This window comes from Mesorhizobium sp. WSM1386, assembly GCF_055901595.1.
Map to the genome: position 1 here is coordinate 598,898 of NZ_CM148373.1, position 19,013 is coordinate 617,910.

The 19,013-nt window shown below is 63.4% G+C and carries 23 protein-coding genes; 13 read left to right on the plus strand and 10 right to left on the minus strand.

The features are described from left to right. Positions 1-95: 95 nt before the first annotated feature. Genes def through truA form a run of 4 tightly spaced genes read left to right on the plus strand, consistent with a single transcriptional unit; the run spans position 96 to position 2,860 of the window. A complete protein-coding gene (gene def / locus AC0NIH_RS02835; RefSeq protein ID WP_023777836.1) occupies positions 96-626 on the plus strand; it encodes a peptide deformylase in 531 nt (176 codons plus the stop codon). Between the two features lie 4 nt (positions 627-630). Continuing rightward, positions 631-1,584 (plus strand): methionyl-tRNA formyltransferase, encoded by a 954-nt coding sequence (fmt, locus tag AC0NIH_RS02840; protein ID WP_473467131.1) that lies wholly within the window; start codon positions 631-633, stop codon positions 1,582-1,584. Then, complete coding sequence (locus AC0NIH_RS02845) at positions 1,581-2,087, plus strand: GNAT family N-acetyltransferase (RefSeq protein WP_473467129.1); 507 nt, start codon at positions 1,581-1,583, stop codon at positions 2,085-2,087. Before fmt ends, AC0NIH_RS02845 begins: the two co-directional genes overlap by 4 nt. Positions 2,088-2,110: 23 nt before the next feature. Then, on the plus strand, positions 2,111-2,860 hold the full coding sequence (gene truA / locus AC0NIH_RS02850) for a tRNA pseudouridine(38-40) synthase TruA (RefSeq protein WP_473467127.1): 750 nt from the start codon (positions 2,111-2,113) through the stop codon (positions 2,858-2,860). Here the strand turns inward: truA and AC0NIH_RS02855 are convergent. Together AC0NIH_RS02855 and dapE are read right to left on the minus strand one after the other, a co-directional pair. After that, positions 2,848-3,480, minus strand: a complete 633-nt coding sequence (locus tag AC0NIH_RS02855; protein ID WP_023765468.1) for a hypothetical protein — start codon at positions 3,478-3,480, stop codon at positions 2,848-2,850. The two genes, truA and AC0NIH_RS02855, sit on opposite strands and share 13 nt — an antisense overlap. 5 nt (positions 3,481-3,485) lie before the next feature. Next, positions 3,486-4,679, minus strand: a complete 1,194-nt coding sequence (dapE, locus tag AC0NIH_RS02860) for a succinyl-diaminopimelate desuccinylase (RefSeq protein WP_023777831.1) — start codon at positions 4,677-4,679, stop codon at positions 3,486-3,488. Positions 4,680-4,805: 126 nt separating this feature from the next. Here dapE and AC0NIH_RS02865 point away from each other — a divergent pair, with 126 nt between their 5' ends. Beyond that, positions 4,806-5,855: a 2-dehydropantoate 2-reductase gene (locus AC0NIH_RS02865; protein WP_473467125.1), complete on the plus strand. Its 1,050-nt coding sequence runs from the start codon at positions 4,806-4,808 to the stop codon at positions 5,853-5,855. Here AC0NIH_RS02865 and AC0NIH_RS02870 read toward each other — a convergent pair. From AC0NIH_RS02870 to dapD, 4 genes are all read right to left on the minus strand, one after another. Further along, positions 5,758-6,531: a hypothetical protein gene (locus tag AC0NIH_RS02870; protein ID WP_473467122.1), complete on the minus strand. Its 774-nt coding sequence runs from the start codon at positions 6,529-6,531 to the stop codon at positions 5,758-5,760. The genes AC0NIH_RS02865 and AC0NIH_RS02870 overlap by 98 nt on opposite strands. 13 nt (positions 6,532-6,544) lie before the next feature. Then, positions 6,545-6,922 carry a DUF805 domain-containing protein gene (locus AC0NIH_RS02875; RefSeq protein ID WP_473467120.1) on the minus strand — a complete coding sequence of 126 codons (378 nt, stop codon included), beginning with the start codon at positions 6,920-6,922 and terminating at the stop codon, positions 6,545-6,547. Then, on the minus strand, positions 6,915-7,268 hold the full coding sequence (locus AC0NIH_RS02880; protein WP_023765462.1) for a DUF805 domain-containing protein: 354 nt from the start codon (positions 7,266-7,268) through the stop codon (positions 6,915-6,917). Before AC0NIH_RS02880 ends, AC0NIH_RS02875 begins: the two co-directional genes overlap by 8 nt. A 72-nt stretch (positions 7,269-7,340) precedes the next feature. Further along, on the minus strand, positions 7,341-8,195 hold the full coding sequence (dapD, locus tag AC0NIH_RS02885; RefSeq protein ID WP_013891857.1) for a 2,3,4,5-tetrahydropyridine-2,6-dicarboxylate N-succinyltransferase: 855 nt from the start codon (positions 8,193-8,195) through the stop codon (positions 7,341-7,343). Positions 8,196-8,417: 222 nt separating this feature from the next. On the opposite strand from dapD, the gene AC0NIH_RS02890 reads away from it, so the two are divergent. Beyond that, positions 8,418-9,263 carry an LOG family protein gene (locus tag AC0NIH_RS02890; protein ID WP_023777826.1) on the plus strand — a complete coding sequence of 282 codons (846 nt, stop codon included), beginning with the start codon at positions 8,418-8,420 and terminating at the stop codon, positions 9,261-9,263. 83 nt (positions 9,264-9,346) lie between these two features. Here the strand turns inward: AC0NIH_RS02890 and AC0NIH_RS02895 are convergent, their stop codons facing one another. Further along, positions 9,347-10,066, minus strand: a complete 720-nt coding sequence (locus AC0NIH_RS02895; protein ID WP_013891859.1) for a pyrimidine 5'-nucleotidase — start codon at positions 10,064-10,066, stop codon at positions 9,347-9,349. 161 nt (positions 10,067-10,227) lie between these two features. On the opposite strand from AC0NIH_RS02895, the gene AC0NIH_RS02900 reads away from it, so the two are divergent. The 3 genes from AC0NIH_RS02900 (at position 10,228) to AC0NIH_RS02910 (ending at position 12,823) form a co-directional block, all read left to right on the plus strand. Then, positions 10,228-10,989 carry a GGDEF domain-containing protein gene (locus AC0NIH_RS02900; protein ID WP_023765460.1) on the plus strand — a complete coding sequence of 254 codons (762 nt, stop codon included), beginning with the start codon at positions 10,228-10,230 and terminating at the stop codon, positions 10,987-10,989. 206 nt (positions 10,990-11,195) lie between these two features. Further along, complete coding sequence (locus AC0NIH_RS02905; RefSeq protein WP_023765459.1) at positions 11,196-11,387, plus strand: hypothetical protein; 192 nt, start codon at positions 11,196-11,198, stop codon at positions 11,385-11,387. Then, positions 11,384-12,823, plus strand: a complete 1,440-nt coding sequence (locus AC0NIH_RS02910; protein ID WP_473467118.1) for a GMC oxidoreductase — start codon at positions 11,384-11,386, stop codon at positions 12,821-12,823. Before AC0NIH_RS02905 ends, AC0NIH_RS02910 begins: the two co-directional genes overlap by 4 nt. A gap of 223 nt (positions 12,824-13,046) precedes the next feature. Here AC0NIH_RS02910 and AC0NIH_RS02915 read toward each other — a convergent pair whose 3' ends face one another. Beyond that, positions 13,047-13,679 carry a TetR/AcrR family transcriptional regulator gene (locus AC0NIH_RS02915; RefSeq protein WP_473467116.1) on the minus strand — a complete coding sequence of 211 codons (633 nt, stop codon included), beginning with the start codon at positions 13,677-13,679 and terminating at the stop codon, positions 13,047-13,049. Between the two features lie 101 nt (positions 13,680-13,780). Here AC0NIH_RS02915 and AC0NIH_RS02920 point away from each other — a divergent pair, with 101 nt between their 5' ends. Next, positions 13,781-14,185 carry a VOC family protein gene (locus AC0NIH_RS02920; RefSeq protein WP_473467113.1) on the plus strand — a complete coding sequence of 135 codons (405 nt, stop codon included), beginning with the start codon at positions 13,781-13,783 and terminating at the stop codon, positions 14,183-14,185. A 69-nt stretch (positions 14,186-14,254) separates the two neighbouring features. On the opposite strand, the gene phhA is transcribed toward AC0NIH_RS02920, so the two are convergent. After that, positions 14,255-15,094, minus strand: a complete 840-nt coding sequence (gene phhA, locus AC0NIH_RS02925) for a phenylalanine 4-monooxygenase (protein ID WP_473467111.1) — start codon at positions 15,092-15,094, stop codon at positions 14,255-14,257. A 137-nt stretch (positions 15,095-15,231) separates the two neighbouring features. On the opposite strand from phhA, the gene AC0NIH_RS02930 reads away from it, so the two are divergent. The 3 genes from AC0NIH_RS02930 (at position 15,232) to AC0NIH_RS02940 (ending at position 17,932) form a co-directional block, all read left to right on the plus strand. Continuing rightward, on the plus strand, positions 15,232-15,708 hold the full coding sequence (locus AC0NIH_RS02930) for an Lrp/AsnC family transcriptional regulator (protein WP_013891868.1): 477 nt from the start codon (positions 15,232-15,234) through the stop codon (positions 15,706-15,708). A 116-nt stretch (positions 15,709-15,824) separates the two neighbouring features. Further along, complete coding sequence (gene bchE / locus AC0NIH_RS02935; protein WP_473467108.1) at positions 15,825-17,372, plus strand: magnesium-protoporphyrin IX monomethyl ester anaerobic oxidative cyclase; 1,548 nt, start codon at positions 15,825-15,827, stop codon at positions 17,370-17,372. A gap of 101 nt (positions 17,373-17,473) precedes the next feature. Next, positions 17,474-17,932: a RidA family protein gene (locus tag AC0NIH_RS02940; protein WP_013891870.1), complete on the plus strand. Its 459-nt coding sequence runs from the start codon at positions 17,474-17,476 to the stop codon at positions 17,930-17,932. A gap of 48 nt (positions 17,933-17,980) precedes the next feature. Here the strand turns inward: AC0NIH_RS02940 and argB are convergent, their stop codons facing one another. Beyond that, the gene (gene argB, locus AC0NIH_RS02945; RefSeq protein ID WP_023765453.1) at positions 17,981-18,874 is read right to left on the minus strand and encodes an acetylglutamate kinase; all 894 of its coding nucleotides are present in this window, start codon (positions 18,872-18,874) and stop codon (positions 17,981-17,983) included. Between the last annotated feature and the right edge of the window lie 139 nt (positions 18,875-19,013).

The following is a 19,013-nucleotide window of genomic DNA, read 5'->3' on the forward strand; positions in this document are numbered from 1 at the left end:
CATAGCCGATTCGGCCCGACGACACAGATCAAAACGTGAACGAGGCTCAGACGCCCCGGTTGACGCTTTTCGCTGGACGTCTTAGGTGGAACGCCATGCCGATCAAGCCGCTCATCATCCTTCCCGACCCCATCCTGCGCCAGGTTTCCAAGCCGGTGGAACGCGTCGACGCGCCGTTGCGCGGATTAGCCGACGACATGCTGGCGACCATGTATGACGCGCCAGGCATCGGGCTGGCCGCGATCCAGATCGGCGAACCCCTGCGCATGCTGGTGATCGATCTCGCCAAGGAAGACGAGACGCCGGCGCCGCATGTCTTCATCAATCCCGAGATCCTGGAAAGCGCCGACCAGCGCTCCGTCTACGAGGAAGGCTGCCTGTCCATCCCCGACTATTACGCCGAGGTCGAACGCCCCGCTTCGGTGCGTGTGAAATATCTCGATCGCGACGGCAAGCTGCAGGAGATGGAGGCCGAGGGGCTGATGGCGACCTGCCTGCAGCACGAGATCGACCATCTCAACGGCGTGCTGTTCATCGACCACATCTCGAAGCTGAAGCGCGACATGGTGGTGAAAAAGTTCAAGAAGCTCGCCAAGGACAGAGCGCCGGGCAAACTGGTGGGATAGGGGAATGCCCCTTCGCGTCATCTTCATGGGCACGCCTGAGTTTTCGGTGCCGACGTTGCGCGCCATTGCCGAAGCGGGACACCAGATTGCAGCCGTCTATACCCAGCCGCCGCGCGCCGCCGGACGGCGCGGGCTGGAACTGACGCGGTCGCCAGTGCAGCGCGAGGCGGAGCGGCTGGGCGTCGAGGTGCGGACGCCCGTATCGCTGAAAGGCGAAGCCGAGCAGGCCGCTTTGCATGCCCTGGCGGCCGATATCGCCGTGGTCGTGGCCTATGGGTTGCTGCTGCCGAAGGCGGTCCTCGACGCGCCCCGGCTCGGCTGCATCAACGGCCATGCGTCGCTGTTGCCGCGCTGGCGGGGCGCGGCTCCCATCCAGCGCGCCATCATGGCGGGCGACCTGGAAACCGGCATGATGGTGATGCGCATGGATGAGGGGCTGGACACCGGGCCGGTGGGACTGGTTGAAAAATGCGGCATCGAACCCGATATGACGGCCGGCGATCTGCATGATCGGTTGATGAGCGTCGGTGCTGCCCTGATGGTGGAAGCACTGGCGCGGCTGGAAGAGAACACCCTGAGATTTACCGCACAGGCCGTGGACGGGGTGACTTACGCCAGAAAAATCGATAAATCCGAGACGCACGTGGACTGGACGCGGCCAGCGGCCGAGGTCCACAACACCATTCGCGGCCTGTCGCCCTTTCCCGGCGCCTGGTCCGAGATTGACATTGGCGGCCGCCCGGAGCGGCTGAAACTGCTTCGCTCGACGCTGTCCGAAGGCCTGCCGCTTTCGGATGATCTGGGCGAGTCGGGAGGCATTCTCGATGACCGGCTGACGGTGGCCTGCGGAACAGGCGCGGTCAGGCTGGTCGAAGTTCAACGCGCGGGCGGAAGGCCCGCTGCCGCGTCGGAATTCCTGCGCGGGGCCAAGATCGAAAAAGGAATGAAGTTCTCATGAGCATGATGTCGATACGCGCGGCGACGCCGCGGGATCGCGAGGCCATTCGCGACGTCGAGGAACACGCTTTCGGCCAGCAGGCGGAAGCCGGGCTGGTCGATGCGCTGGTGACGGGCGGCGATGCCATCGTCGAACTGGTGGCGGAGGAAGATGGGCAAGTGGTCGGCCACATCCTGTTTTCCCGGCTGTTCGTCCAAAATGGCGGCAAGAGCTTCGCGGCAGTGGCGCTCGCGCCGCTGGCGGTGGAGCCCTCCTTCCATGGCAGCGGCATTGGCGGCGCGCTGATCCGCGAGGCGCATATCCGCCTCAAGGATGCCGGCGAGACGCTGGCCGTGGTGCTGGGCGATCCGGCTTATTACGGCCGTTTCGGCTACAGCCATGCGCGGGCCGAAAAGTTCGAGAGCGAATACCAGGGCGAAGCGCTGCAGGCGCTGGCCTGGGGCGACGCTCCGGAAGCCGGCAGGCTGATCTACGCTTCCGCCTTCACCGCTCTCGCCGCCTAGGCGAAAGCGTATAGCCGCCCGGCATGCCGCGTTTTCGCCTCGACATCGAATATGACGGCAGCCTTTTCGCCGGCTGGCAGCACCAGGCCGACCAGCCTTCGGTGCAGCAGGCGATCGAAGAGGCGATCGAAAAGTTCTGCGGCGAGGCGGTGCGACTGCGCGCCGCCGGCCGCACCGATGCGGGCGTGCATGCGACCGCCCAGGTGGCGCATGTCGATCTCGCCAAGGCATGGCCTGGCGACAAGGTGCGCGATGCCGTCAACGCCCATCTGCAGGCGGCGGGCGCACGCGTTGTCATCCTCAAGGCGGACGTCGTCCCCGACGATTTCGACGCCCGCTTCTCGGCTACCGGCCGCCACTATCTCTACCGCATCCTCAACCGGCGCGCGCCCTCGGCTCTGGAAAAGGGCAAGGTGTGGTGGGTGCCGAAGCGGCTCGATGCCGGCGCCATGCACGAAGCGGCGAAGATCTTGCTCGGGCGGCACGACTTCACCACCTTCCGCTCGACGCAGTGCCAGGCGAACAGCCCGGTCCGGACGCTGGAGCGGCTCGACGTGAGCAGACAGGGCGACATGATCGAGGTGCGGGCTTCGGCACGCTCCTTCCTGCACAACCAGGTGCGCTCGATGGTCGGTTCGCTCAAGCGCGTCGGCGACGGCAGCTGGAGCGCCGGTGACCTCAAGGCGGCGCTCGAAGCGCGCGACCGCGCCGCCTGCGGCCAGGTGGCGCCGCCCGACGGGCTTTTCCTCATTGGCGTAGACTATCCCGGATAGAGCCCGGAAAGGCTCTGAGCCCCGACATCGTCCGGCACGGCGATGCCGAGCAGCATCTGCAGCCCGAACAGCACCAGCAGCGACGCGATGAACATGCCGACGAAGACGGCGGTGCCGACCGCCGCTCCCTTGCCGATCGTGGCGTTCGTCATGCGCCAGGTCAGCACCATCGACAGGGCAAACAACAGCAGCGATACGAGGCTCGAGACCTGGCTTGCCGACGACAGGAAGAGCCTGGTCAGCGCCGATGGCAGCATCAGCCAGGCGGTGATCGCCGAGGCCCAGTTGCTGGCAACGACATAGTGGACGAAACGGCCACCGATACCAGCGCGCGGCGCCACCAGGGCGAGCGCGACCAGCGGCAGCACCCAGGAGCCGATATCGACGGTCGCCAGCCGCAGCAGCATGCTGAAGCGACCCGCAAAGGCGTCGGGATCGCCGATCTCGTTGGCGATGCCGACCCAGCCGACGATCAGCGCCGGCGCGGCAACGATGATGGCGAAGAAGGAATTCCAGAACCCGTCGGCCGACAGGTCGAGCAGGCGCAGGCCGTCGACCTTGCCGAGCATCAACCGCCAGGCGCCGATCAGCGAAGCTTGGGTTTCGTCCGCGGAAAGCATGCCGTTCAGCCCTGCCCGAACCAGTCTTCGATGAAGCGCTGGTAGATTCGCGTCAGTGTTTCGAGATCGGCAATGGCGACGCGCTCATCGACCATGTGCATGGTCTTGCCGACCAGGCCGAACTCGACCACCGGACAATAATCCTTGATGAAGCGCGCGTCCGACGTGCCGCCCGAGGTCGATAGCGTCGGCTCCTTGCCAACAGCCGACTTGATCGAGCCGGCAAGCGTTTCGACCAGCCGGTCGTCACGGGTCAGGAAGACATGGCTCGGTCGGTCGCGCCAGACGAGATCGTAATCGACCGGCGTCTTCTTGCCCGGCCGATATTTCTTGCGGCCGGCCGCCTGGTCGAGGCGGTTGTGGATTTCGGCCTGAAGGGTTTCGGCCGTCCAGGTGTCGTTGAAGCGGATGTTGAAGACAGCGACCGCCTTCGCCGGGATGACATTGGTGGCCGGGTTGCCGACATCGATTGAGGTGATCTCCAGATTGGTCGGCTGGAAATCCTTGGTCCCCTTGTCGAAGACGGGATGCAGCAAGGCGTCGACCAGGCTCATCAGCCCACGCACCGGATTGTCGGCAAGCTGCGGATAGGCGGCATGGCCCTGGCGGCCATTGACGGTGACGGCACCCGACATCGAACCGCGCCGGCCGATCTTGACCATGTCGCCGAGCGCATCCGGGTTGGTCGGCTCGCCGACGAGCGAGGCATCCCACTTCTCGCCCCTGGACGCCGCCCATTCAAGCAGCTTGACCGTGCCGTTGATGGCGGGTCCTTCCTCGTCACCGGTGATCAGCAGCGAGACCGAGCCTTTCGGGCCGCCATTTGCCTCGACATGGCGCGCCACGGCGGCGATGAAACAGGCAATGCCGCCCTTCATGTCGACGGCGCCACGTCCATACATCTCGCCATTGGCGATTTCGGCGGCGAAAGGCGGATGCGTCCAGGCGGCTTCGTCGCCGACCGGCACGACATCGGTATGACCGGCAAACATCAGATGCGGGCCGTTGCCGGAGCGCCTTGCATAAAGGTTCTCGATGTCGGGCGTGCCATCCTCGGAGAACACCGGCCGGTCAACCAGGAAGCCGAGCGGTTTCAGCATCGTTTCCAGCGCGCCGAGCGCGCCGCCTTCGGCTGGTGTCACCGAAGCGCAACGGATGAGAGTGGCGAGGTTTGCGGCGGGGTCGGTCGGCAGCGTCATGGCAAAACCGATAGTCGAAAGCTGAGGGCCTGTCACGGCCAGACTAGGGGGCAGCCCAATGGCCTGACAAAGCGCCGACATTATGGTTTTCATGTCGTATAGTCGCGGCCGCGTCGGAACGACAGAATGACAAACGGCGGGAAGAAGATCGTCATTGCCGGTGCCGGCAGCATCGGCTGCTACGCCGGCGGCTGCCTGGCTCTTGCCGGACGCCAGGTGATCCTGATGGCCCGGCCGCGCATCGAGGCAGCGCTGCGCCAGGGCGGATTGCGCGTCAGCGACCTCGAAGGCCGTGATCGCCTGGTCAAGCCGGATGCGCTCGAGGTCGCCGTGGATCCGGCCGCCGCTTTGCGGCAAGCCGACGTTATCCTGGTGACGGTCAAGAGCGGCGCGACGCAGGAGATGGCCGCCCTCATCAAGGCCCATGCCCGCCCCGATGCCGTCGTGATCAGCCTGCAGAACGGCGTCGACAATGCCGACAGGCTGCGAGCAGGACTTGAGCAGCAAACGGTGCTTGCCGGCATGGTGCCGTTCAATGTCGTGCAGTCGCCGGACAGCGAGTTGCCGCTGCGCGTCCACCGCGCCAGCGACGGCAAGGTGATGATCGAGGACGGTCCTGCCGGCCTCCTCGATGTCGCCAGTTTTCTGAATGTCGAAGGGCTGGCGGTCGAAACCCATGGCGACATGAAGGCGGTGCTGTGGGGTAAGCTTCTGATGAACCTGAACAACGCACTGGTGGCGCTTTCGGACTTGCCGCTGGCGCGCGAACTCGCCGATCGCCGCTGGCGGCTGATCCTGGCCGGCCAGATCGACGAAGCGCTGCGGGCGATGAAAGCCTCAGGCATCGAGCCGGCACGTATCGCCGGCTTGCGGCCGGCGCTGCTGCCGAAGCTGCTCAGGCTGCCGGACTGGCTGTTCAGGCTTTTGGCGCGACGCATGCTGGCGATCGACCCCGAGGCCCGCTCGTCGATGTGGGACGATCTGCGGCGCGGCCGGCCGACGGAGATCGTCGAATTGCAAGGGGCGGTGCTCAGCCTCGCCGAAAGAACGGGCACGCCAGCGCCGCTCTTGAAAAGCGTTACCGCTTTGGTGCGCGCGGCCGAAGCGGCGCGGTTTGGGTCGCCCGGCCTGACGCCGGAACAGGTTCTGCCGCCGGGTGGCCCTCGATCAGCGTGATCTTCTGCCAGATCTTGCGTGACAGGTTGGAGCTCAGATTCTCGATGTCGTTGACGCCGTCGATGACGACGTCGTCATTGACCGACTGGGCGAACAAGGCGGCGATCTTGCCGGTGATCGACAGCATTTCCGAGCAATAGTCGAGATAACGTGCCAGATCCGCAGCATTGGTGATGCGGGCTGGCGAGTGCAGGGTCGGCTTGAAATTAGCCGACAGCGCCGCCGGATCCTTGGTCAGCTGATGCATGTCGATGACGTGGATCAGCGAGCGCAGACCGTGCAGCTGGCGAAACACCTGCTTGCGCTTGATACGTTCCTCGGTGCGGATCAGGGCCAGGAAGCCAAGTACGGCGAGGATCATCATGTTGATCGTGGCTTCGATGCCTTGCACCGACTGCACCGCATCGTCGGCCTGGGAAATGTGAATGAGCGGCAGGATGGTGCCGACGAACAGGAAGACCAGCGCGCCGGCGACGACGGCGGCGACGATGATGCCGCGCAGCCACCAGATCGGTGCCTCGAGCCCCTTGGCCGCCTTGGCTAGGTCGCGCGACAGCGACACCAGTTCGGCGGCGACGCCGCGCAGTCCCGCTTCGGGGAAACGGTCGGCGATGCGGCCTTCCAGCCGCTCGGCGGTCTCGACGATCAGTTTCGGATCAAGCGTACGATAGCGCATGTCCGATCGGTCCTCAGAGTTGGGCCGGCTCGTTGGTGCGCCGGCCATAGCGGTTGGGTCCAGGCTGCCCTGGAAACAGGCACAAGACAAGGAAGGCGACGATCGAGACGACCGGTACGAACAGGATCAGCGCGGCAATGCCCGGCTTGTCGAGGTCGTGCAGCCGCTTCACGGCCAGCACGATGTTCGACCACAGCGAGGCGATGAAGGCGACGAAGAAGATGAACGACCACATGTTGCTCTCGGCCGAGCCTTCCGGCACCAGCGTGAAGCGGTACAGCGGAAACGCCTGAATGATGGCGACGAGCAGTCCGCCAAGAAAATAGGCCGCGCGGCTGACGCGGCCCGATGTCTTGAAGAAAAGCCAGGTGAGATTTGAACTGTCAGGCAAGCGGGTCCGGTCCGTATTGATTGGCACCCTTGGTGCCTTCGAGAATGCCGCACTCTACCAGGAACCAGATCGCGCCGATGAACGGCACCAGGATGATCAGGCTCCACCAACCCGACTTGCCCCGATCGTGCCAGCGTTTGGCGTAGAAGGCGAAGACCGAATAGAGCATGGCAAGCGAGTAGAGCAAATAGATAAAGCCGTAAGGCATCTGGTTGAACGTCGTGCCCAGTATGTTGTCGAGGATCATCGCGATTACCGCGCCGACGAAAATGACGCCGACGCTGGCCCAGAACTTCGCGCGGTTGATGCGACCCTCATAGCTGGTCAGCAGATATTTCCAGTCCATGTCACCCCTCCATGTCAAACCAGCGCGACCGATTGCCGCGCCGGCGGAAGGTGCGCCCACCCGACGGAAAGATCAATCGCGCAGCAACTCGTTGATCGAGGTCTTGGACCGGGTCTTGGCGTCGACACGCTTGACGATGACGGCGCAGTAGAGGCTGGGGCCGGGCTCGTTGTTCGGCAACGGCTTGCCAGGCATCGAGCCGGCGACGACGACGGAATTTGGCGGCACCTCGCCGTAGAAGACCTCGCCGGTGGCGCGGTCGACGATCTTGGTCGACTGGCCGATGAAGACGCCCATGCCGAGCACCGAGCCTTCACGCACGATGCAGCCCTCGACGACTTCCGAGCGCGCGCCGATAAAGCAATTGTCCTCGATGATGGTGGGACCGGCCTGCATCGGCTCCAGCACGCCGCCGATGCCGACGCCGCCGGAAAGATGCACGTTCTTGCCGATCTGGGCGCAGGAGCCGACCCCGACCCAAGTGTCGACCATAGTGCCGGTATCGATATAGGCGCCGACATTGACGAAGGACGGCATCAGCACCGCGCCCGGGGCGACATAGGCGGAGCGGCGCACGATCGATCCCGGCACGGCGCGGAAGCCCGCCTTCTCGAAATCGACGGCGCTCCAGCCGTCGAACTTGGACGCCACCTTGTCCCACCACACAGCCTGGCCGGGGCCGCCCTTGATGATCTCCATCGGGTTGAGCCGGAAGGAGAGCAGCACCGCCTTCTTCAGCCACTGGTTGACATGCCACTTGCCGTCGTCCTGCCGCTCGGCGACGCGCACCGTGCCGCGGTCGAGCAGGTCGAGCGCCGACTGGATGGCGTCGCGCGTCTCGCCGCGGGTCGCGGTCGAAATCGTGTCGCGCTCTTCGAAGGCCTTCTCGATCGTCTTTTCGAGGCTTGCCAGATCGGGCTTCGACATGATTTCGCTCCATTACCAAGCTGTTAAGGGCCTGAGCCTTAACCTGTTTAAAAGTCGCGGACCTCTGGCAGGCTTTGCCTGCCTCGGTCTTTGCATGTGGCAGGTTCTTGTCGCAAAACCGCAGGACACTTTTGCGGAACCTGCTTATGTTAAGGCTGTATGAGGGTCAATCGCGTGTGCGTCACGGGACGGCGCAGTTAAGGGAATTGGACGGTGGATTCGATGACTCCCATGGAAAAGGCGGGATGGACCCCGCTGCCGCATTCGGACGAGGATCTGGAGCGGTCGAAAAGCGTGCCGGACACGCCGCAGACGCGGGCCGAGACCTACCGGCTGGCCTGGAACGATCCCGAGTTCATGACGCGGCGCGAATTGCGCGCGGTCCGGCTGCAGCTCGAACTCCTGAAGCCGGAAATGATCCTGGCCGAGCGCGGTATCCATTCCACGGTGATCCTGTTCGGCGGCGCGCGCTTGCCCGAACCCGGCGGCGAAGCCTGGGCGGCCAAGAACGAGACGCAGAAGAAGAACCTCGAGGAAAACAGCAAATATTACGAGGAGGCGCGCAAATTCGCGCGTCTCTGCTCGCAGCAGTCGGCGACTTCATACTACCGTGAATATGTCGTGGTGACCGGCGGCGGACCCGGCGTCATGGAAGCCGGCAACCGCGGCGCCGACGATGTCGGCGCGCCGTCGATCGGGCTCAACATCGTGCTGCCGCACGAGCAGGCGCCGAACGCCTATGTGACGCCGGAGCTGTGCTTCAACTTCCACTATTTCGCCATCCGCAAGATGCACTTCGTCATGCGCGCCAAGGCGGTGGCGGTGTTTCCCGGCGGCTTCGGCACGATGGACGAATTCTTCGAAACGCTGACCCTGATCCAGACCGGACGCATGGAACGCGTGCCGGTGATCCTGTTCGGCAAGTCGTTCTGGAAAAGGGCGATCGATCTCGACTTCCTCGCCGAACAGGGCACGATCAGCCCCGGCGACCAGGACATCATCGATTTCGTCGACACCGCCGACGAAGCGTGGGGGATTATCAGCCGGTTCTACAAGCTGGGGGAGTAGGTAGGGGAACTGGGGAATTGAAGAACTGACGAATTGAGGAAAAGGGGGCGGATTGTTCCTCTGTTCCCCAGTTCTTCAATTCCTCAGTTCTTCAATTCCTCTACCCCTTCCACAATCGCCGTGAGAAACGTCGCCAGATCGTCGGTGACGAAGTCGACGTCGTCTTCCTGGGCGGGGTCGCGCTCCCATATTTCGGAGAAGGTCGGCTCGAAATTGCGCGGCACCACCAGAACGGTGGTCATGCCCAGAGATTTCGGCACGGAAAGGTTGCGGGCGAGATCTTCGAACATCACCGCATTGTGGCCGGTGACGGCGTGCAGTTCGGCGAACTTCTCGTAGGTCTGGCGCGCCGGCTTGGGATTGAGGTCGGCGGCGATGATATCGAAGATGTCGTCGAAATGGTCGAGGATGCCGAGCTGGCGCGCGGTGCGCTCGGCGTGCCTGCGGTCGCCATTGGTGAAGATGAACTTGCGGCCGGGAAGCTGCCGGATGGCGGTGCCGAGAACGGGGTCGGGCACCAGCCACGAATAGTCGATGTCGTGGACCTTCTCGAGGAAATCGTCGGGGTCGATGCCGTGGCGCGTCATCAGCCCGTTCAGCGTCGTGCCATATTCGAGATAAAGCTCCTTCTGCAGCTTGCGTGCCTCGTCGCGCGGCAGCGCCAGCAACTCGCCGATATAGGCGGTCATCTTGACGTCGATCTGCGAGAACAGATTCGAATGGTGCGGATAGAGCGTGTTGTCGAGATCGAACACCCAGTCGGTGACATGAGCGAAGCGAGCGGGATCGGGGAGCGTGGTCATGTGCCCCTTATGGCATGAAACGCGGATTCCGAAATGCACTTTATCCACAACTTCCGCGCGACCCGAGTAGCAAAAACAGGCTCACGATTCAAATTTTAGGCATCCGGGAAAGGTGGCATTCAGGGCTTGCTGGCACAGAGACAGTCCTGTGGGAGCCAGCGATGAACACCATAATTCTGAAGTCCGCCGCCATCGCTTTCGCCTCAGTCGCCATCTCTCTTCTGCTAACCCTGATCATCGTCCCGGCCATGGGATTTCCGATGAGCCGGACGATCTGGCTGACCTCGACTGTTTGTCCGCTGGTACTCGCCTGGGTTGCTTGTGCCAGCACCTTCTGGCAGAGCGACAGGCTGAAGAATGCGCATCGCGAACTTGCCCGGGCGCACGCCCAGCTGGCCGCCGCGCATCGCCGCCTGGCGGAAAAGGCAAGCCGCGACGACATGACCGGCATGCTCAACCGGGAGAGCTTCTTCGCCGCGCTGGATGGCTCCCGACGCAAGTCCGATCGCGGCGCGCTGCTGATCATCGACGCCGATCATTTCAAGAAGATCAACGACAGTTTCGGTCACTTGACCGGTGACGATGCGCTGCTGCTGATCGCCAGCGCGATCGAACGGGGCGTGCGCCACGGCGACGTGCTCGGCCGCATCGGCGGCGAGGAGTTCGGCGCGTTCCTGGTCGGAGCCACCGAGCAGGAGGCCAAGCGCGTCGCCGAGCGCATTCGCCGCGAGGTCGAGTTGATCCGCTTCCGGCCCGTCGACGAGCGGACCATTCCGCTGACCGTCAGCATCGGCGGCACCGTCTGCGGCGAGGAAGCCAATGTATCGGAGCTGATGCGCGCCGCCGACCGGCGCCTCTATCAAGCCAAGCACGCGGGCCGCAACCTGTCGGTCCTCGATACGGATATCTCTGCCGCCGCTTAAGCCGCCGGCGAATGGCCGGGAGACCGGGGCCGCTCAAGCCAGCGCCGCCGTCAAGAGATTTCTAACTTTGTTTGCAGCGGGCCGCGCCATTATCCGGCTTGAAACGGCTTCACGGTTAGGTTTGGCACGAAACAAGCTTCTTCCTCGATGCATGTCCCGTTCCGGGAACGCCATGCGCAGCCGAGGCTCCCATCGAGAGACCAGTCATGAGTTTCTTCAAAGAAATGTCGCGCCGCACGATGATGCAGGCGCTGATCGCAATGCCAGCCCTGTCCCTGTTCCGCAAATCGCCTGCCGACGCCGCCCATACCGGCGCATCCCGGGTCGATGCACTGGCCGACCCGAGCGAAATCGTCGAGGTCAATGGCTGGATCCTGAAGCGGAGCGATCTGGCATGATCTTCGACAGTTACGAGGCGTATCGCGCCGCCAATTTCAGACCCAAGGTCTGCATCCTCGGTTCCGGCCCGGCTGGCACCACCATTGCCCGCAAGCTCGGTGCCGCCGGCATTCCAGTCGTGGTGCTGGAAGCCGGCGCGCGGGATTTCAGCGATGAATCCCAAGATTTCTACCGCGGCACCACGGTCGGCGACTTCTATTTCGACCTCGACATCACCCGGCTGCGATTCATGGGCGGCAGCTCCAACCACTGGGCCGGATGGTGCCGTGTGCTCGACAAGCAGGATTTCGAGCCGAAGGCCTGGGCACCCGACACCGGCTGGCCTATCCGACGCGCCGACATCGAGCCCTACCTGAATGAGGTGCACGACATCCTCGACCTTCCCGATTTCCGGCCGGATGTGCCGATATCGGACGACATTCGCTGGGTGCAGCTGATCAAGAGCCCGGCGGTGCGTTTCGCCGAGAAATTCGGCGACGAACTCGACAAGAGCGGGAACATCGCCGTCGTACTCAACACTTATGCCACCGAACTTGCCGGCGACGGCAAACGGGTGACCGGCGCCAGACTGTGGTCCGACGGCCAGGATGCCGGAACGTTCAATGCCGACTATTTCATCGTCTGCACCGGCGGGCTGGAGAATTCACGGCTGCTTTTGTGGTCGAACCGGCGCTCGAACGGCGGCGTGGTGCCGAATGCGGCGGCGCTTGGCCGCTACTGGATGGAGCACCCGACCTTCGAGGGCGGCAATGCCATCCTGGCCGACTACGGCGCGTTCGAGGTCGATGCCGTCAACGAGGCCTTCTTCTCGCCGACGCTCGCCGCGATGGAGCGCCTGCAGATCATGAATTTCGGTATCCGGCTGATCGAGACGCCGTATCCGGGGGTCAAGAGCCTGATCGCCGATCTCGCCTGCACGGCGCCCAACATGGCCGAGTGGATGTCCTCCAAGCTGAGCCAGAATCTGCGCTGCGCGGCCCAGCTCTATGTCGCCTGGGAACAGGCGCCGCGGGCCTCCAACCAGATCGAACTGTCGAAGACCGATGTCGACCACGCCGGCGTGCCGCGCATCGAACTGAACTGGAAGAAATCGGACCTGGAACGCCGTACCCTTCTCGAAGGGCTCAGGCTGTTCGGCACGACGCTGATCGAGAAGAATCTCGGCCGGGTGCGCATCGCCGACTGGATCGCCAACGGCCAGGACTACCCGACCAACGACGAGACGGCAGGCCACCACCATATGGGCGGCACGCGCATGGGCACCGACGTCACCAAGAGCGTGGTCGATGCCAACTGCAAGGTGCATGGCATGGACAATCTCTATGTCGGCGGCTCTTCGGTGTTCTGCACGTCGGGGCAAGCCAACCCGACAACGACGATCACCGCGCTGGCCTGCCGGCTGGGTGAGCATCTGACCAAGGTGGTCAGCGTCTGAGCTCCCACGGCCCTCGGCCGGCGCCGATAAGGGCGCCGGCAGACGCTTGATATCGGCTCAAAGGCCGTGGATGGCGATGCGCACCAGCACGGCGGCGGCGGCAAGCGCCACGAGCAGGATGCCGAGGCCGATGGAGAGCCCCAGCCATACCATTCCATTGCAAGCCGGGCGATAGGGGCTATGTGTTCGCCGGCATTATCGCGAACGCCGGCAGGGAGCCGGACTAGTTCGGCTGAGGCCCATAGGCGACAAGAAACGCCTCTACCGAGGCATCCGCGTGCCGTTCAAGTTCGGCCTTGGAGCGCGGATTGCTTCCCGTGAACATAGCTTCATTCATGGGAATCCAAAGAAGCATTCCAAACAAATGGCTGGCTGCCAGACGGGGATCACTGGTTTGCATCAGCCCTCGATCGGTGAGCTTTTGAAAGCAGGACGCCGTCGAGGCAAGCATGCGCTCAAAACCTTTTTCGTACCAGCTGCGGCCAAGCTGCGGCATTCGGTCCGCGTTGGCGATGATCAGGCGCCGCAGCTTCAACAACTCCTCATCCAGGAGCATCGTTACCAAACGTCGAGCAAGCTGCTGCAGGCCGCCCTCCATGAATTTCGCCTCGGAAAGCAGTGTCGTCACGGATTCTATGACATCGTTGACCTGGGTAGCGGTTGATAGAACGACTTCGCCGAAAAGCGTCTCCTTGTCCGTGAAGTGCTTGTAGATGGTCTGCTTGGAAGCTCCCGCCCTGGTGGCGATTTCCTCCATGCTGGTCCCATCATAGCCCTTGCCGATGAACGCCGCCGTGGCCGCCTGGATGATTTCACGATCCTTGCGTGCCGATCTGGTCTCACCTTCTATTTCCATGGCGCCCCTCAACCAGTACTAGACGGTACCGTTCCGGTATGATAGCTCTGAAACGGTACTGGACTGACTAGTACCCTGTCAACGAAGGCGAGCCTAGACCGATGACCAAGATGATCTTTCTTAATCTGCCGGTGCGCGACCTGCAGACAGCGACCAACTTTTATCTCGCGATCGGGGGCACGCTTAATCCGCAGTTCTCGAGCGACCAGGCCAGCTCGATCATGTTCTCAGACTCCATTGGTGTCATGTTGCTCACGCACCAGCATTACAGCCAGTTCACGGCGCGGCAGATCGGCGATCCCAAGCGTGACAGCCAGATGCTGATCGCGCTCACCACCGACAGCAGGGACGAGGTCAATGCCATAATCGAGAAGGGCGTGGCGGCAGGCGGCCGCGCCGATCCCAATCCAGCGCAGGATCTCGGTTTCATGTTCAACCGTCACATCGAAGACCCGGACGGAAACGTCTGGGAGTTCCTGTGGATGAACCCGTCTGCCATGCAATAGCCTGGCGAGATCAAAGCGCGTCGCGTCGAAACGGATTCAGGCGACGCGCCTTAAACACTGGTGCCGGATCTACTTGACCGTCGCCGGGTCGAGTGGTGGCTCGCCCTTGCGGCGAGTGACGATCGCCTCGAAATCGGCGGCCCGGAAGGCATCGCGCAGGGCGTCGAAGGACGGCAGCACGAAATAGGCGCGCTGGAACTTGTCGATCTCGTAGCCGGTGCGCATCACCGTTTCGAGGTCGAAGGGCACGTGATGGGCGTCCTTGCTCTCGACGGCGAACTGCAATTCGGTAAAGGACGACATCAGGCCGGCGCCAAAGGCCTTCAGCGGCTGGCCTGCCTCCTGCATCAAGCCGTATTCGGCCGTATACCAGTAGAGCCGGGTGATCATCTCGTCGCCGCCGAGCGCTATGATGTCGCCGGCCTTCTTGCCATACATCTGCATGAAGTCGGCGAACACCGGCTGCGACAGCACCGGCACGTGGCCGAAGAAATCGTGGAACATGTCCGGCTCGACGATGTAGTCGAGCTCCTGCCTGCTGCGCAGCCAGTTGGTGACCGGGAAGCGGCGATTGGCGAGATGATCGAAGAAGGGGGCGGCCGGTATGAGCCCAGGCACGGCGACGATCTCCCAGCCGGTCAGCTTGCGCAGCTTGGCGCTGACGTCCTCGAAATCGGGGATGCGGTCGAGCAGGCCGAGCTTCTCGACACCGTCGAGATAGGAGTGATGGGCGAGCTTGCGCGTCAGCTTGGTCTGGCGATCGCACAAAGTGCGCCACACGGCCTGTTCCTCGGCGCTGTAGTCATAACCCTGCGCCACGGTGAAATCGGCACGGCAGACCGAATAGTCGCCGCGCAACCCTTGCGCCGCGCAGTCGCGGGCATATTCGGCAACGCTCATCGTCGTCATGGCTTTTCTCCCTGCAAATCATGATGGTGACCTGCCGAAAGGCTAACCGGATTTGCTGGGGCAAATCGGCTTTTATGATGGCTCGAATGCCATATCGCGGATAACATTCACTCACAATCCGTGCCATAGGAGTGAAAATGCCTCAGTTCGATGATTTCGAGATCAAGATGCTCGACGTTCTGCAGCGCGACGGCCGCAAGCCGGTATCGGAGCTGGCGCAGGAGATCGGCCTGTCGACGACGCCGTGCGCGCGGCGCTTCGAAGCGCTGCAGGATGCCGGCATCATCAAGGGCTTTGCCGCGGTGATCAGCCGCCGCGCGGTGGGCTTGATGGTCGAGGTTTTCATCCAGGTGCGCCTGGTCAGCCACAGCGACGGCTCGCCCGAAAGCTTCATTGCCGCGGTGCAGCGCATGGACGAAGTGTCATCGTGCTGGACGATGACCGGCGACCACGATTTCCTGCTGCATGTCATGGTGCCGTCGGTCGACGAGCTCAACGCCTTCGTCATGCATCGGCTGATGCGGCTCGACGGTGTGCGCGACGTGCACACCCAGCTGGTGCTGCAGAACATCAAGGGGCCCGGACACGTGCCGCTGGCGCACCTGAAGCGATGACATCGCCCGCCCTCCGCATTCCTGCGGAGAAGCTGCACGCAAACTGCTGAAACAGGCCAAGCCGGGGTCCACATCGCGGACCAGCATGCGCGGATCATCCCTCCAGGAGGTCGGCCATGAAAATCGTCCTGATCAATCCGCCGCACACCGCTATCGGCAGCCGCGTGCCGGACGATCATCTGCCGCCGCTTGGCCTGCTGGCGGTCGGCGGCCCGCTGATCGACGCCGGCCATGAGGTGCGGCTGGTCGATGCCGAATTCGGGCCGATGCCGCTCGACATTGTGGTGCGCCGCGCACTCGACGATCGGCCGGACTTCGTCCTGATCGGCCATTCCGGCTCGACCTCGGCGCACCCGACCGCCCTTTTGATCGCCGGGATGATCAAGGCGCGCGAACCGGGGACCATCGTCATCTATGGCGGCGTCTTCCCGACCTATCACTGGCGCGACATCCTGGCCGCCACCGATGTGTTCGACTTCATCGTGCGCGGCGAGGGCGAGGCGACCGTCGTGGCGCTGGTCGAGGCGCTGGAAATGCACCAGCCGCCGGCAAGCGTCGCCGGTATCGCGTTTTGCGACGATCTGCGCCGTCCCTTCGCGACGCAACCGGCGATGACCATCGCCGAGCTCGATGGCTACCGCGTCGGCTGGGAGTTGATCGATCACCGGCGCTACAGCTACTGGGGCGGCAAGCGCGCCGTGGTCATGCAGTTTTCGCGCGGCTGCCCACATCTGTGCAACTATTGCGGCCAGCGCGGCTTCTGGACCCGCTGGCGGCACCGCGATCCCAAAAAGTTCGCGCGGGAAATCGCCAGGCTGCACCGCGAGCACGGCGTCGAGCTGATCAATCTCGCGGACGAGAACCCGACCGTGTCGAAGAAGGCCTGGCGCGCCTTTCTCGACGCATTGATCGCCGAGAGCGTGCCGGTGCTGATCGTCGGCTCGACACGGGCAGACGACATCGTGCGCGACGCCGACATCCTGCACCTCTACCGCAAGGCCGGTGTCATCCGCTGGCTGCTCGGCATGGAGAACACCGACGAGCAGACGCTTCAATTGATCCGCAAGGGCGGCAGCACCTCATCCGACCGCGAGGCGATCCGGCTGCTGCGAAAACATGGCATCCTGTCGATGGCGACCTGGGTGGCCGGTTTCGAGGATGAGGGGTTTCGCGACCTCTGGCGCGGCTTTCGCCAGCTCATCGCCTACGATCCCGACCAGATCCAGGCGCTCTATGTGACGCCGCATCGCTGGACGCCGTTCTTCAGGATCGCCCGCGACCGCAAGGTGATCCAGCAGGACGCCCGGCTGTGGGACTACAAGCACCAGGTGCTGCACATGACCCGGCTGAAGCCGTGGATGCTGTTCTTCTCGGTCAAGCTGATCGAACTCGCCGTGCAGTCGCGGCCAAAGGCGCTGGCGCGCATCCTGTTCCATCCTGACCCCGAGCAGCGGCATTCGATGCGCTGGTACACGCGGATGGGCCGCCGCGTCTGGTTCCGCGAAGTCTGGGGTTTTCTGGCGCGTGACATCAGGGTGAAAGACGGCCCGACGCTCGCCGAATTCTGGGGCGCGCCGCAGGATGCCGGAGAGGAATCGATGGTGTTTGCGCGCCAAGCCCGAAAACCGGCCGCGTCCGTCGTCGCGCAATCGCGCACCGCCTGAGCTTCCTACACGCGTAGCCGCCGCGAGGCTGTCACTGGCGGCCGGCGGGCAGTGCGCTAATTTTCTGCAATCGAACCGTTGGTTACCGGCAGGAGGAAGCGATGAACCTTGTCACGCATAAGAAGATGAAAGGTGATCGGCTGATGCCTTGGGGGAAAGGCACTGTCGTGACGGGAGCCAAGGGGTTCGTCTTCCTTGCCGGAAATACCGGCACAGCCGAAAACTACGATCCGTCGAGCGGCAAGGGAGGCGCCGTCGGTGATGCTGCGACGCAGTGGCGCTCCATTCTGACGAACATCAAATCGGATTTGGAGGAACTCGGCAGTTCGCTCGAGCATCTCGTCAAGATCACTCAGTACGTCAAGGGACCGTTTCCGGACGGCGGGGCCTTGAGCTCGCCAAATTTCCGGTTGGACGTGATGGATGAATTCTTTGCCGAGCATTGCCCAAAGCATTGCAGCTACAACAATCCGCCGCCATCGGAGGTGATCGGAGTGGTCGCACTTGCCCATCCCGATCTGGTCATCGAGATCGTGGCGGTGGCGGCACTGCCTGATTAGCGCGTACCGCCCAACCGCGCGCCGCCCAGGCGGCACAGCCGCGGACCGTCAGGGCACGATCAGCGTGCCGGCGCCGTGTTCCGTGAACAGCTCGAGCAGCACCGAATGCGGCGTCTTGCCGTTGAGGATGACGACGCCTTCGACCCCGCGCTCGATCGCCTCGATGCAGGTCTCGACCTTGGGGATCATGCCGCCCGAGACCGTGCCGTCCTTGATCAGCGACTTTGCCTCGGCGACCGTCAATTCGTCGATCAGCTTCTTGTTCTTGTCGAGCACGCCGGGCACGTCGGTCAGGAACAGCAGGCGCGTGGCCTTGCAGGCGCCGGCAATGGCGCCGGCGAAGGTATCGGCGTTGATGTTGTAGGTGTGGCCGTCGCGGCCCGGCGCCACCGGCGCCAGCACCGGGATCATTTCGGATCGCGCCAGAAGATCGAGCAGCGTGCGGTCGACCTCGACCGGCTCGCCGACGAAGCCGAGATCGAGCACGCGCTCGATGTTGGAGTCCGGGTCGATCATGGTCTTGCGCGCCTTTTCGGCGAAGACCATGTTGCCGTCCTTGCCGCACAGGCCGATCGCCCATTCGCCCTCGGCATTGATCAGGGCGACGATCTCCTTGTTGATCGAGCCGGCGAGCACCATTTCGACGATCTCGACGGTCTTCTGGTCGGTGACCCGCAGGCCGCCCTCGAACTTGGATTCGATGCCCATCTTGGCCAGCATGGCGCCGATTTGCGGGCCGCCGCCGTGGACGACGATCGGATTGACCCCGGATTGTTTCAACAGCGCGATGTCGCGCGCGAAAGCCTTGCCGAGCTCGATATCGCCCATGGCGTGGCCGCCATATTTGACCACGACCGTCTTGTGCTCGTAGCGCTGCATGTAAGGCAGCGCCCGCGACAGCAGGGCTGCCTGCATTTCGGCGGTGGCGGTTATCTCCGTCATCGGCATGGTTTCCCTGGCTTTGATTCATGCATGTCGTTACCCCAAACCGCTGGGCACGTGCACCGTTAAGACCGGCGGCGTCTTAGCGGGAATTGGCTCTGCCCGCAAATGTCATTGTTGTCATATTCGCCGGGTTCAC

What these genes read in the sequence shown, in the direction of transcription:
- def (WP_023777836.1), top strand. Translation starts at nt 96, where the DNA reads ATGCCGATCAAGCCGCTCATCATCCTTCCCGACCCCATCCTGCGCCAG.
- fmt (WP_473467131.1), top strand. Translation starts at nt 631, where the DNA reads ATGCCCCTTCGCGTCATCTTCATGGGCACGCCTGAGTTTTCGGTGCCG.
- AC0NIH_RS02845 (WP_473467129.1), top strand. Translation starts at nt 1,581, where the DNA reads ATGAGCATGATGTCGATACGCGCGGCGACGCCGCGGGATCGCGAGGCC.
- truA (WP_473467127.1), top strand. Translation starts at nt 2,111, where the DNA reads ATGCCGCGTTTTCGCCTCGACATCGAATATGACGGCAGCCTTTTCGCC.
- AC0NIH_RS02855 (WP_023765468.1), bottom strand. Translation starts at nt 3,480, where the DNA reads ATGCTTTCCGCGGACGAAACCCAAGCTTCGCTGATCGGCGCCTGGCGG.
- dapE (WP_023777831.1), bottom strand. Translation starts at nt 4,679, where the DNA reads ATGACGCTGCCGACCGACCCCGCCGCAAACCTCGCCACTCTCATCCGT.
- AC0NIH_RS02865 (WP_473467125.1), top strand. Translation starts at nt 4,806, where the DNA reads ATGACAAACGGCGGGAAGAAGATCGTCATTGCCGGTGCCGGCAGCATC.
- AC0NIH_RS02870 (WP_473467122.1), bottom strand. Translation starts at nt 6,531, where the DNA reads ATGCGCTATCGTACGCTTGATCCGAAACTGATCGTCGAGACCGCCGAG.
- AC0NIH_RS02880 (WP_023765462.1), bottom strand. Translation starts at nt 7,268, where the DNA reads ATGGACTGGAAATATCTGCTGACCAGCTATGAGGGTCGCATCAACCGC.
- dapD (WP_013891857.1), bottom strand. Translation starts at nt 8,195, where the DNA reads ATGTCGAAGCCCGATCTGGCAAGCCTCGAAAAGACGATCGAGAAGGCC.
- AC0NIH_RS02890 (WP_023777826.1), top strand. Translation starts at nt 8,418, where the DNA reads ATGACTCCCATGGAAAAGGCGGGATGGACCCCGCTGCCGCATTCGGAC.
- AC0NIH_RS02895 (WP_013891859.1), bottom strand. Translation starts at nt 10,066, where the DNA reads ATGACCACGCTCCCCGATCCCGCTCGCTTCGCTCATGTCACCGACTGG.
- AC0NIH_RS02900 (WP_023765460.1), top strand. Translation starts at nt 10,228, where the DNA reads ATGAACACCATAATTCTGAAGTCCGCCGCCATCGCTTTCGCCTCAGTC.
- AC0NIH_RS02905 (WP_023765459.1), top strand. Translation starts at nt 11,196, where the DNA reads ATGAGTTTCTTCAAAGAAATGTCGCGCCGCACGATGATGCAGGCGCTG.
- AC0NIH_RS02910 (WP_473467118.1), top strand. Translation starts at nt 11,384, where the DNA reads ATGATCTTCGACAGTTACGAGGCGTATCGCGCCGCCAATTTCAGACCC.
- AC0NIH_RS02915 (WP_473467116.1), bottom strand. Translation starts at nt 13,679, where the DNA reads ATGGAAATAGAAGGTGAGACCAGATCGGCACGCAAGGATCGTGAAATC.
- AC0NIH_RS02920 (WP_473467113.1), top strand. Translation starts at nt 13,781, where the DNA reads ATGACCAAGATGATCTTTCTTAATCTGCCGGTGCGCGACCTGCAGACA.
- phhA (WP_473467111.1), bottom strand. Translation starts at nt 15,094, where the DNA reads ATGACGACGATGAGCGTTGCCGAATATGCCCGCGACTGCGCGGCGCAA.
- AC0NIH_RS02930 (WP_013891868.1), top strand. Translation starts at nt 15,232, where the DNA reads ATGCCTCAGTTCGATGATTTCGAGATCAAGATGCTCGACGTTCTGCAG.
- bchE (WP_473467108.1), top strand. Translation starts at nt 15,825, where the DNA reads ATGAAAATCGTCCTGATCAATCCGCCGCACACCGCTATCGGCAGCCGC.
- AC0NIH_RS02940 (WP_013891870.1), top strand. Translation starts at nt 17,474, where the DNA reads ATGAACCTTGTCACGCATAAGAAGATGAAAGGTGATCGGCTGATGCCT.
- argB (WP_023765453.1), bottom strand. Translation starts at nt 18,874, where the DNA reads ATGACGGAGATAACCGCCACCGCCGAAATGCAGGCAGCCCTGCTGTCG.